The sequence below is a fragment of the Absicoccus porci genome (assembly GCF_003725415.1).
GTDB lineage: Bacteria > Bacillota_I > Bacilli_A > Erysipelotrichales > Erysipelotrichaceae > Absicoccus > Absicoccus porci.
Genome location: NZ_RJQC01000001.1, coordinates 897,301 through 909,185, shown reverse-complemented (window position 1 = coordinate 909,185; position 11,885 = coordinate 897,301). Strand labels below are relative to the sequence as shown.

Annotated in this window: 15 protein-coding genes; 12 read left to right on the top strand and 3 right to left on the bottom strand. The window is 35.7% G+C overall.

Going from position 1 to position 11,885, the window contains the following annotated elements; genetic code table 11:
- The first annotated feature begins 4 nt into the window (after nt 1-4).
- Genes EDX97_RS04520 through EDX97_RS04505 form a run of 5 tightly spaced genes read left to right on the top strand, consistent with a single transcriptional unit; the run spans nt 5 to nt 1,821 of the window.
- Complete coding sequence (locus tag EDX97_RS04520; protein ID WP_128519980.1) at nt 5-298, top strand: WXG100 family type VII secretion target; 294 nt, start codon at nt 5-7, stop codon at nt 296-298.
- A 2-nt stretch (nt 299-300) separates the two neighbouring features.
- Nucleotides 301-588 (top strand): WXG100 family type VII secretion target, encoded by a 288-nt coding sequence (locus tag EDX97_RS04515; protein ID WP_128519979.1) that lies wholly within the window; start codon nt 301-303, stop codon nt 586-588.
- Nucleotides 585-752 (top strand): hypothetical protein, encoded by a 168-nt coding sequence (locus EDX97_RS11685; RefSeq protein ID WP_173446407.1) that lies wholly within the window; start codon nt 585-587, stop codon nt 750-752. The genes EDX97_RS04515 and EDX97_RS11685 overlap by 4 nt, the downstream gene beginning before the upstream one ends.
- Complete coding sequence (locus EDX97_RS04510; RefSeq protein ID WP_128519978.1) at nt 742-1,539, top strand: hypothetical protein; 798 nt, start codon at nt 742-744, stop codon at nt 1,537-1,539. The genes EDX97_RS11685 and EDX97_RS04510 overlap by 11 nt, the downstream gene beginning before the upstream one ends.
- A 12-nt stretch (nt 1,540-1,551) precedes the next feature.
- A complete protein-coding gene (locus EDX97_RS04505) occupies nt 1,552-1,821 on the top strand; it encodes a DUF4176 domain-containing protein (RefSeq protein WP_128519977.1) in 270 nt (89 codons plus the stop codon).
- A gap of 21 nt (nt 1,822-1,842) precedes the next feature.
- On the opposite strand, the gene EDX97_RS04500 is transcribed toward EDX97_RS04505, so the two are convergent.
- A complete protein-coding gene (locus EDX97_RS04500) occupies nt 1,843-2,757 on the bottom strand; it encodes a hypothetical protein (protein WP_128519976.1) in 915 nt (304 codons plus the stop codon).
- Nucleotides 2,750-3,781 carry a peptidylprolyl isomerase gene (locus tag EDX97_RS04495; protein WP_128519975.1) on the bottom strand — a complete coding sequence of 344 codons (1,032 nt, stop codon included), beginning with the start codon at nt 3,779-3,781 and terminating at the stop codon, nt 2,750-2,752. Before EDX97_RS04495 ends, EDX97_RS04500 begins: the two co-directional genes overlap by 8 nt.
- A gap of 124 nt (nt 3,782-3,905) precedes the next feature.
- On the opposite strand from EDX97_RS04495, the gene sufC reads away from it, so the two are divergent.
- From sufC to EDX97_RS04465, 6 genes are all read left to right on the top strand, one after another.
- Nucleotides 3,906-4,721: a Fe-S cluster assembly ATPase SufC gene (gene sufC, locus EDX97_RS04490; RefSeq protein WP_128519974.1), complete on the top strand. Its 816-nt coding sequence runs from the start codon at nt 3,906-3,908 to the stop codon at nt 4,719-4,721.
- Nucleotides 4,722-4,725: 4 nt separating this feature from the next.
- Nucleotides 4,726-5,523 carry a SufD family Fe-S cluster assembly protein gene (locus EDX97_RS04485; RefSeq protein ID WP_128519973.1) on the top strand — a complete coding sequence of 266 codons (798 nt, stop codon included), beginning with the start codon at nt 4,726-4,728 and terminating at the stop codon, nt 5,521-5,523.
- On the top strand, nt 5,510-6,745 hold the full coding sequence (locus EDX97_RS04480) for an aminotransferase class V-fold PLP-dependent enzyme (protein WP_128519972.1): 1,236 nt from the start codon (nt 5,510-5,512) through the stop codon (nt 6,743-6,745). Before EDX97_RS04485 ends, EDX97_RS04480 begins: the two co-directional genes overlap by 14 nt.
- A gap of 12 nt (nt 6,746-6,757) precedes the next feature.
- Nucleotides 6,758-7,192 carry a Fe-S cluster assembly sulfur transfer protein SufU gene (sufU, locus tag EDX97_RS04475; protein WP_128519971.1) on the top strand — a complete coding sequence of 145 codons (435 nt, stop codon included), beginning with the start codon at nt 6,758-6,760 and terminating at the stop codon, nt 7,190-7,192.
- A complete protein-coding gene (gene sufB, locus EDX97_RS04470; RefSeq protein WP_128519970.1) occupies nt 7,192-8,595 on the top strand; it encodes a Fe-S cluster assembly protein SufB in 1,404 nt (467 codons plus the stop codon). Before sufU ends, sufB begins: the two co-directional genes overlap by 1 nt.
- A 61-nt stretch (nt 8,596-8,656) precedes the next feature.
- Entirely contained in the window at nt 8,657-9,706 is a 1,050-nt protein-coding gene (locus tag EDX97_RS04465) for a hypothetical protein (protein ID WP_128519969.1), read from the top strand.
- Here EDX97_RS04465 and EDX97_RS04460 read toward each other — a convergent pair.
- Nucleotides 9,703-10,176, bottom strand: a complete 474-nt coding sequence (locus EDX97_RS04460; protein WP_128519968.1) for an HD domain-containing protein — start codon at nt 10,174-10,176, stop codon at nt 9,703-9,705. The genes EDX97_RS04465 and EDX97_RS04460 overlap by 4 nt on opposite strands.
- 131 nt (nt 10,177-10,307) lie before the next feature.
- Between EDX97_RS04460 and rny the strand changes: the two genes are divergently transcribed.
- The gene (rny, locus tag EDX97_RS04455; RefSeq protein ID WP_128519967.1) at nt 10,308-11,864 is read left to right on the top strand and encodes a ribonuclease Y; all 1,557 of its coding nucleotides are present in this window, start codon (nt 10,308-10,310) and stop codon (nt 11,862-11,864) included.
- Nucleotides 11,865-11,885 lie beyond the last annotated feature (21 nt).

Sequence of the window (11,885 nt, the reverse complement as noted above, 5' to 3'; positions counted from 1 at the left end):
TAACATGAAAATTAAAGTTGAAATTCAAGAAGTGTATCAAAGCGCCATGTATTTGAAGCAAAAAGCAGAAACATATGATCAAATGATCATACAAATGAATCAGATGATGCATCAAATGCAAAGTGTTTGGCAAGGCAAAGATAATGAGGCATTTATTGCAAAAGTGGAAGCATTTCAGCCACAATTGAAACGTATGACATCAATCATTGAGCAGTATAGTGCATTTATTCGTTCAAGTGCCATGCAATATGAGCAACTACAACAAGAACGTGCTATGGCAGCAGGAAGGTTGGCTTAGCTATGGCATATGTGCAAATTTCTGCTGACGATGTATTGAATTATGCGAATCGATTAAAGACAAGCGAAAATCAAATACAAACTGTATTTCAAGAAGTGGATGCGAAGATGAACTATCTGAATGGAATTTGGACATCGCCTGCTTCTGCGTCGTTAATCAGTCAATTTCAATCCTTACGTCCGGTATTTCATTCCTATCTTCAAGCAATTGAAACGTATGTACAATTTCTACAACAAACAGCGGCATCTTATCAAGAGAATGAGCAACAATTGGCTAGTCGCATCCAATGAAATCCATATCCTATTATGAATCTCTCATTCGGGATTTGGTTGATATCCAAAGAGAAGTAGCTGTAAACTTTCCAGCCAATGAACGAATGGCTATTCAAAATGCGATTGGTCAAGTACTGATCCTTGCTCAAAAACAAATAGATGAGTTAAAGAATGAACATTGATACGGAAGTTTATCGACATGTATCCAATCGATTGATGAAATACTGTATCCCTTTATCATTTACTCAATCGCATCTTTCTATAAGACATCAAGATATTCTATCACGTCTACAAAAAATAGCTTCTTTTTATTCACAAAGTGCTATTGTCTATGAACAAAAAGAAGCACGCTTAACAAATTCATATTTTCAAGATGGATATTTAACATATACGGGATCGATTCATCCACACTTTGATAATATCATCAAAAAAGAAGGAAAGACCATTACTGGCTCCGGTAAAATCAGTTATGCTGCTAGTCAATATGCATATACAAAGAATGGTAAATATGGTTATGTTCTTTTAAATGCTGATATTGGCCAATGGAAAGCGAATGGTGCAGTAGATATTCACGTATGGAAAAATAAAGTGATTAATCCATCTATATATCTTTCTGGATCAACGAGCTTAAGTCTTCTTAGTGGAACGGCATCGGCACGGATTGGCCAATCGATGATTTATGGAACTGCTTCTGCATCTGGTCAAGTAGGCGTTGTATATGCGAAAGCAAAAGCGGTATTAAGTGCGAGTGAACAAACACTAGATTTGGACGTGGGTGCAGCTGCCTTACAAGGTGAAGTAAAATCTTCTTTTCAGTTTTTTGATGCAAAGATAACACTGACAGGATCCGGATCGATTGGGAGTGCACAAGCAAATGTTAGTTACCATCATAAAACAAGAGAATGGGAATTTGGGTCAAAACTTGGCTTTATCTGTGGCCTTGGATTTAAAGTTAAAGTGGAGTATTAGAAGGAGGTTAGAATGAAAGAATTATTACCCTTAGGTACTGTGGTAACTTTAAAACAAGGGAAAAAACGTTTAATGATCGTTGGACGTCTTCAAAATCAAGTGGGTTCCGATAAGATTTATGATTATGCAGCTGTCTTATGGCCAGAAGGTGTTTTAGATTCTTCTCACTTTTATCTTTTTAATGATGAAAACATCCAAACTCTATATTACATTGGATTGCAAGATACAGAAGAATTCAATTATCGATATGTGCTCGAAGAACAACAAAAAAAACACACCTGACATTTCTGTCAGGTGTATAAATTACGAATTTGATGAATTACTACTGGATTCAGCAAGTTCTGGATGATTAACTAAATATTCTGGATTATTGGAACGTAAATAATCAAATATATCTTGGTCATGTACTTCAAAGTTATACTTCTTTAAATAATATTTCATACATTCAGAACTTAGATCGGAATCCGATGATAAACTATCTTTTAATTTTGAAACGAGCTTGCTATATGAATTTGTTTGAAGGATTGCGACATAAGCCGTATTTGAATCTTCGTCATCACTCGTAAATACTTCGTCAACAAGACCTGTATTGGATTGATTGTATAAAGTTTTTACTAAACGAGTAGGTACACCACTCGTTTTGGTGGTAATCAATGTAGCACTGTCTGAAAAATTGGAATCTGAACTTTGATATTTGGAAATAACATCTTTTTGTGCTGTTCCTTTTTTTAATTCAGCAAGTGCTTGATTGGCTTTCTTTTCACTATCACATTGAATGATGATAGCCATGGAAGGTTTATATTTTTTCTTGATGGCTTTTTTATTGTCTTGGAAATATTTATCTAATAATTTATCTGCTTGGATGGTAGGCAATATGACTTCATTGATATACGTCTTTTTTGTATATCCTTGTGCTTTGATTTGTTTTTCGAAGTCATCCGAAGCCGATGTATAACTTTCATATTGTTTTTCAGCTTCCTCTTTCATCGCTTTGGTTTTACCTACTTCTTTATTATAGATAATACTTTGAATATGTGTCATTCCATCGGATGTACCACTGGTATTCTTTAATAAAGTATATACATCATTTTTTGTATATGATGTATCACCGACTGTCATTAATGTGGAATCACCATTGGACACAGAAGTATTGTGACCAGAACATCCAGTTAGCATAAGGGCACATAAACTGATCGTTAGGATACGCTTTTTATTCATTGGAAGCATCTCCTTTCAATTGCTCATTGATATAAGCATTTAATTTCTTTTTCGTGGTTTTATCTTTAATAGAGATTTTTAATTTCTTTGCATTGGCCTGCACAATTTTAGTGGATAAACCTGTATTGTCATTTAAGATTGCATTCAGCAATTGACGTTTGATGGTCGTATTCTTACTTTTATGAATTTGATTTACATCTGTTTCATTGACGTGAACTTTATACAAAGTTGTTGTACCAGCATCACTGTCAGTGACCGTGATCCAATCGGAGGTTTCTCCTTTTTTTAATTTTAAAGCGGCTTCAATAACGCTAGAATCTAAAGAACTGCTACTGCTGTCTTTATCATCTTCATCAATATAACCATATACACCCTTATCGCTAGCTGTTGTATCTTCAGAATAGGTGGTTGCCGTTTTCGCGAAACTTTCTTTTTGTAGGGCACTATCAATGTTAACTTTCTTCTTTTGTTCGTCGGATGTTAAATTGCTTGCATCGGATACAGACATCGTAATGATAGATATTGTACGTGGTTTTTTTGAGACGACTGCTTTAGATAAGCTGGCAAAATGATTATCGACATAGTTTTCATTCATTTGGGCTTCTTTTACGCTTTCTAAACAATAGTCATCCAAATCATCATAACTTGAATATCCATATGCATATAATTCTTGTTCAATAATTTGTTTGTAATTATCTGAATCTTGTTGTTTCGCATAACTTACAATATTGTCCTGCAATGTCTTTGCATCATTTTTAATTTTATCTGTTTCTTTTACTGTTTGAGAAACGACTGCATTTTTATATAAATTATAGAGAAGTTCTCCATCATCTTTGGAAAGATCAGAATATATTTCATCCGCTGTAACGTTGCCGCCAGTCACGCTCATGACTACATCGGAATCTCCATATTTCATTGAAGAAACATTATATTTGTTGCTGTCATAGATGAAATAGGAAACAAAACCAATGATCACAATGGCAATTACAACGACAAACCAATTGTCTCTAAGAAATTGACCCATATGTCATAACCTCCTTGAAAGTCTTTTCAATTATACGAAAAATAGGTCTAAATTGCAATGTGCGTAACAATTGAGATTTATAGGGAACTTTGGTATGATATGCCAGTGAAAAGAGGAAAGAATAATGGTAGAATTAGCAATTCATGATCTTCATGTATCAGTCGAAGAGAAAGAAATTTTAAAAGGATTAGATCTTACCATTCAAAGTGGTGAACGCCATGCGTTAATGGGGCCAAATGGAAATGGAAAAAGTACATTGTTGGCTGCCATCATGGGAAATCCTAAATATACAGTAACACAAGGTACAATTACCTTAGACGGAAAGGATATTTTATCCATGCCTGTTGATCAAAGAAGTAAAGCAGGATTGTTCTTGGGTATGCAATATCCACCTGAAATCTCAGGTGTAACCAATTCGGATTTCTTGCGAAGTGCCATCAATGCACGTCGTGAAAAACCAATTGGATTGTTCCAATTTATCAAACAAATGGAAGGAGCTATCAGCTCACTCCAAATGAAATCAGATCTAGCCCATCGATTTGTAAATGATGGCTTTTCTGGTGGCGAAAAGAAAAGAAATGAAATTGTTCAAATGACCATGTTGAAACCAAGCATTGCGATGTTGGATGAAATCGATTCTGGCTTGGATGTCGATGCTTTACGAATCGTGGCCGATGCGGTTATGAAATCACAAGAAGAATGTGATTCTGGCTTGATCATTGTTTCTCACTATGCAAGATTTTTAGAATATCTAAAACCAACACATGCACATATCTTGATCGATGGTCAAATCGTTGCAAGTGGTGATGCCACATTGGTTGAAAAAGTAGATAAAGAAGGATATGAGTGGATCGAAGAAGAAGTAGGTGTACAAGCTAAAAAAGAAGAAAAGAAGCAACCTGTATCCTTAGGGGCATGTGCTGTTAAGCAAGGGGTGTAAGCATATGGAAACCGTATTAAAAGATAACTTTTATGAAACGATCTCCATTCATCAGAAACAAGAACATATAATTTCTGTTCAACCTCATAGCAAAGGTACATTATTTGTGACAATTGCACCCGATGCCAATGCATATGCCTTCCAAATGAATGTACAAGCCAGTGCAAATATCAATGTTTTTATTTATAATCAAGCGCAAAATGCCTTGGATCTTAATATAAAAGTTAATGTATATCAGGATGCCACCTGTCATATGGGATTCTTAGATATGGAAGATGCACCGGTTGATTGGCACCATTTTGTTGACTTAGTTGAACCAGGTGCCCAATATGAAATTTTATCTGGTCAGTTATGTATGGCCAATCAAGCCAAAATCTGCGATATGGAAGTACGTCATGATGCACCATATACAGATGGAGAGATTAAAAATTTTGCCGTTTTATTGGAGCATGGACATTACGAAATGGTGGCCAATGGTAACATCTTAAAGGGCTGTAAAAGTGCACAATCTCATCAAGCAACCCGGGTTTTGACGTTGGGAAAAGACCATATGACAAAATGTATTCCCTTATTGTTGATTGATGAAAATGATGTAAAAGCAAGTCATGCACTGACAGTAGGCCAACCAGATGAAGATCAAATGTATTATTTACAATCACGCGGTTTAACCAAAAAACAAGCAATCGGTTTGTTGAGTGTTGGTTATTTTTTGCCCGTGTTAGACTTAATTGAAGATAAAGATTTAAAACAACAATTACAACAAGAAATGGAAAGCAAGGTGGGACTGTATGGAAATCAATAAGATACGAAACGACTTTCCAATTCTACAAAGAGAAATGTCGGGTCATCCGATGATTTATTTAGATAACAGTGCCACTACATTAAAACCTCAACCAGTTATTGATGCGGTTGTTCATTATTATACCTATTTAGGAGCGAATGCCCATCGTGGCGATTATGAAATGAGTGCGCAAGTCGATGCGGCTTTTGAAGGTGCTCGTGATACCGCTCAAAAATTCATCAATGCAAAATATCGTGAAGAAGTTGCTTTCACATCCGGATCCAGTGAGGGACTAAATGAAATTGCGCTCATGTTAATTGATCAGGTGCTAAAAGATGGCGATGGCGTATTGACGGATCAAGCCGAACATGCCTCCAGTGTCCTGCCTTGGTTTAAAGCTAAAAAAGATTTGGATATCGAATATATTCCTTTAGATGAGGAAGGCAAAATTACGATTGATAATTTTAAGAAAGTTCTCACACCAAGTATTAAAGTGGTTTGTGTAGCCCAAATTTCAAACGTATTGGGATTTGAGGCACCTATTAAAGAAATGGCAAAATTATGTCATGAAAATGGGACGATCATAATTGTCGATGGTGCACAGAGTGCACCACATATGAAAATTGATGTACAAGATCTCGATGTAGATTTCTTTGTTTTATCCGCTCATAAATTATGTGGTCCAACAGGAATTGGTATCATGTATGGAAAAAAGAAATATTTTGATGCGTTAGAACCTGTATTTTATGGTGGGGAATCCAATGCACGTTTTTATAAAGATGGTACAGTGACCTTAAAGAAATCGCCTTTAAAATTTGAAAGTGGAACACAACCCATTGAAGGTGCAATTGGTATGGCAGCGGCCATGAAGTATGTTTCTTCCATCGGTTTTGATGATATTCATGCTCATGAAGTTGCTTTAAAGAAACATTTATTGGAAGCATTAGCCGATTGTGATCATGTGAAAATCTATAATGCCAATGCACGATCCGGTATTGTCACATTTAATGTATATGATCATGGTAAGATGATTCCAGCGCAAGATGTGGCTAGTTTCTTAAATACACGTGGTATTGCCGTTCGTTCAGGCACACATTGTGCCAAATTATTACCGGAAGTAATTAATGCGTTTGGTACGGTGCGAGCAAGCTTTTATATCTATAATACATTCGAAGAAGTGGATGCATTAGCTGCTGGTTTGAAAGAAGCGACATTAGAAAAATGTATCAATATTTTCTTTTAAGGAGGACAGAACATGGAAATCGATCCGAATTTAATGCGTGATATCATCATGGATCATTATGAGTATCCACGTAATCATGAATTAACAAATGATAGAAAATATTTATCCAAACATATGGATAGTGAATCTTGTATTGATGATATTACAGTACAAGCAGATATTGAAGATAATGTGATCAAGGATGTACGTTTTGATGGTGTTGCTTGTACCATTTCTACAGCATCTACATCCATCATGACAGAACTTGTCAAAGGCAAAACTGTCGATCAAGCAAAAGAAATTATTGATAACTATTTTGCGATGATCGATGATAGACCATATGATAGCGATATGATGGAAGAAGCCATTGCGTTTAAAAACGTAGGTAAACAAGCCAATCGAATTAATTGTGCCACAATTGGTTGGAAGGCATTGCGTGATATCATCACGGAAAGTGAGGAGAAGTAATGGCAGACGAAAAAGAAATTAAATTATCAACAGATTATGAGTATGGCTTTCATGATAAGGATGTCAGTGTTTTTAATACCGGCAAAGGCTTAAATGAAGAAGTTGTTCGTACCATTTCAAAAGCGAAAAAAGAACCCGAATGGATGTTAGATATTCGTTTGAAAGCGTACCATTCTTTTGTGGAACAAAAAAATCCCGATTGGGGACCAGACTTAAGCCATATTAATTTTGATGATTATATTTATTACATTAAACCTAGTGAAAAAGAAGAACACAATTGGGATGAAGTACCAGAAACGATTCGAAATACCTTTAATAAATTAGGTATTCCAGAAGCAGAACAAAAATATTTAGCCGGTGTTTCTACACAATATGAAAGTGAAGTTGTATATCATAACATGTTGGAAGAAGTGCAAGAAAATGGTGTTATTTTCTTGGATACAGATACCGCTGTCAAAACATGCCCAGATTTGGTAAAGGATTATTTTGGAAAAGTCGTTCCCTATACGGACAACAAATATGCAGCATTAAATACTGCTGTTTGGTCAGGTGGTGTGTTTATTTATGTACCACCTGGAGTACATCTCGAAAAACCGTTACAATCGTATTTCCGTATCAATACAATGCAGATGGGACAATTTGAACGTACCTTGATCATTGTGGATGAAGGAGCCGATATCAACTATGTAGAAGGTTGTACGGCACCGGTATATTCTAAAGATTCTTTGCATGCGGCTGTAGTTGAAATCTTTGTGAAAAAGAATGCACATTGTCGGTATTCAACAGTACAAAACTGGTCAAGCAATATTTTGAATTTGGTTACGCAACGAGCTATTGTCTCTGAAAATGGTCATATGGAATGGGTAGATGGAAATATTGGATCACATATCAATATGAAATATCCTTGTACCATTCTTGCAGAACCATATGCCAAAGGAACAGCTATTTCTATTGCGGTTGGTTCACAAGGCCAAAAACAAGATACAGGAAGTAAAATGATTCATTTGGCACCACATACGAAAGGTACCATGATTTCGAAATCGGTAGCTCGTAATGGTGGAGAAGTCAATTTCCGTGGTTGGGTTCGCATGAATAAAAATGCAGATCATTCCAAGTGCAAAGTCGAATGTGATACACTGATCTTGGATGAGAAGTCAAGAAGTGATACCGTTCCACTAAATATACTACAGAATGAAACATCACAAATTGAACACGAAGCAACTGTATCCAATGTGGATGAAGAACAACTATTCTATTTAATGTCACGTGGATTGACGGAAGAGCAAGCAACTGAAATGATCGTCATGGGATTCTTGGAACCATTTACTCGTGAATTACCAATGGAATATGCAGTTGAATTGAATCAGTTATTAAAACTAGATATGTCCAATTCGATTGGATAATCAATGGTCCATCTTTGGGATGGACTTTTTTTAAAAGTGATAGAAAGATAGAGGCGATTCAATGACAGTAAAAAACAACGTGGAAATGTTTTGGAAACATTTTCAATCCGAAGAAAATACTATTATTCAAAGTCTAAAAGATAAATCATATAAACAGTTACAAGAATCCATTGAAAAAATGGATGATGAAGCCATGGAAAAATTTGGTGCCCATTTCTTTGTAGAAGATAGCAGCGAATATCTTGAACTGGTGTTTGATCCCGGTCCTAATAAAACGAGCCAATATTTGACTCGATATTGTGTCGAACAAGCACCTCAAGCTATTCGTTCAAAATGGATACTAAATGATGTATTACCACCTATGTCACAAAAAGCAATTGAGGCACAAGTTAAGATCAAAGATCAAGAATATTATTTGAATGACTTTTTTGTCTTTTATACGGTAGATACTAAGAACAAAATGATTGCTTGTGATGTATATAATCCAAGCTATTCGTTGATTGATAATACCGAAAGAAAAAAAGAAATGAGTATGTACCTTGTGGAATTGGCCATTGGGGAAAATGCATATGAAGCTTATCTTTCGAAAGTGGATTTTATCGATCAACCTGATGACCAAAGAGATTTTTGTAACTTGATCGAATTCTATGAAAAAATTGATGAAATCGTAAAAAAAGAAAAGTGGCCAACCTATGAACATCCAACCGATATTTATTCGGTGTATCGACCAATTAAAGAAATTGCTGATGATTCTTTACGCAAAGATATGAAATATATTTTTACGACCCATCCATTGTTGATTGAAGAATCTATTTCTCAACAACATGATGTTGTTTCTGATTTGAAAGCCAAAGATGGAGAATTTGGCTATATTTATTATTTGAATCCTTTTCATTCAAAGGAAGATGCGATATTGCGTCAAAATTTATCCAAACAATTGGATGAACAAATGACAAAAATCGGGGCAGCAAAAGTCATTGGAGGAGCTATTGGAAAAAGCTACGCTTATATTGATTTGATTATTTATGATACAAAATCTTTTAAAAAAGCCCTACAGAATCTGCAAGGCCAATTAAGCAAAAATTTAGCTTTTCATTATCAACCGTTTTAACTATGAATGTCATCACAGGCATCTAATAAACGTTGTTTCCGTTTGTGGTCCAATTCCATGGTTGGATCTGTAAAGAATCGAGCTAAGATATCTGCATCTTTGATCAATTCACAATATGGCGAATCATATTGTTCTTTATGACTGTGTTGGGCAATAGCGTAACAAATATCGTCGATTTCTTTGGTTTTAAATAAATCCGTTTCAGTAAGATATCGATTCGCTAAAATACTGCTCAAACGAGCATGTTCATCATGGGAACAATTTTGAGTGAATTGTGCAAAATCATGGAATAATGCGATGATCTTAGCTATTTCGACATTCTGGTTTCGTGCCATCGCTAAGATGGTAATACAGGTGTCCACTTGAGCTGTATGGGTCAAAGCTTCTTGACGTAAAGGCTCATTATAGATTTTTGTGTATTTTGTATAGACATAGTCTTTTACTTGTTCATATCGTTGTAGAGATTTCATAAACTTATTATAGTTTTCAAATAGGTCGATGTCAAAAGTGTGATAACGGTTACATGGACGATGAATATACATTGTAACTTGTGTAAAAAAAATGTATAATTATATTCGGCTTAGATTCAAGGAGGAATAGTATGAGCAATATGGCTATTATCTCTTTATCTGGGATAGCAGGACTTGTGATTGGAATTATCGCAATGGTGATTTATTCCAAAGCAGGTTTGAATAAGAATCAGCAAAATGCCGAAAGAATCTTAAAAGATGCCGAAAATGAGGCACAATCTCGTATTAAACAGGCGGTTTTAGATGGAAAAACACAAGCACATGATTTGCGTGTGGAAGCTGAAAAAGAAATCAAAGAGCGAAAACAAGAAAACACGGATTTCGAAAACAAATTAATTCGTCGAGAAGACAGTTTGAATTTTCGTGATGAAGCGTTGACGCAAAAAGAACGCCAGGTTAATGACAAGATGCAGAAAGTAACTGATAAACTGTCATCACTAGATCAAAAAGAGAAAACATTACAAGAACAAATTGATAAACAAATCGATGTCCTAGAAGGCGTGGCTAAAATGTCGAGTCAAGATGCCAAAAAGGAATTATTTGCGAAAGTCGAAAAGAAGATGCAGCATGAAACAATTGCATACATCAAAGATAAGGAAGATGAAGCAAAAGAAACCGCAAATCGAAAGGCACAGGAAATCATTGCCTTAGCCATCGAACGGATGTCACAAACCGAAACCCAGGAACGTACGGTTAGTGTTGTTTCTATTCCGAGTGAAGAAATGAAAGGGCGTATCATTGGTCGTGAAGGTCGAAACATTCGTGCTTTTGAAAAAATGACAGGTGTGGAATTGAACATTGATGATACACCAGATGTGATTACCATTACATGTTTTAATCCCGTTCGTCGTGAAATTGCACGTCTTGCCCTTGAACATTTAATTCGCGATGGCCGCATCCAACCAGGACGAATTGAAGATGTTGTGAAAAAGTACCAAAAAGAAGTCGATCAGGAAATCCTAAAAGCTGGAGAAGAAGCCGTTTATAAATTAGGAATTGGTCGAATTGATCGCGAAATTGTAAAGCAACTCGGTGTATTGAAATATCGTTATTCATATGGCCAAAATGCTTTGCAGCATTCAATGGAAGTAGCTTATTTAGCAGGTAGTATGGCTGCTGAATTGGGCTTAAATCAACATATTGCGAAACGTGCTGGTTTACTTCATGATATTGGTAAAGCTTTGAATGTGGAAGAACATGATGGCTCTCATGTTGAATTAGGATATAAGTTCTGTAAGAAGCATGGTGAAAAAGATATCGTATTAAATGCGATTCAATCCCATCATGGAGATGTGGAACCTAAATATTTGACAAGTCATTTGGTTATCGCGGCTGATACAATCAGTGCAGCTCGTCCAGGTGCACGTAAAGAAAGCGCACAAGCCTATATTGAACGTTTAGAGAACTTAGAGAAAATTGCGAAAGAACATGAAGGCGTTAAGGCTGCCTATGCAATTCAAGCTGGTCGAGAGATTCGTGTAATGGTCAATCCAGAAGAAGTGGATGATTTGACATGTATTAAATTATCACGAGATATTAAAGACCAAATTGAGGAAGAATTGACATATCCAGGACAAATCAAAGTAAATATTATTCGTGAAGTTCGCGCACAAGAAATTGCTAAATAAAATTAACTAATTTAATTAGTT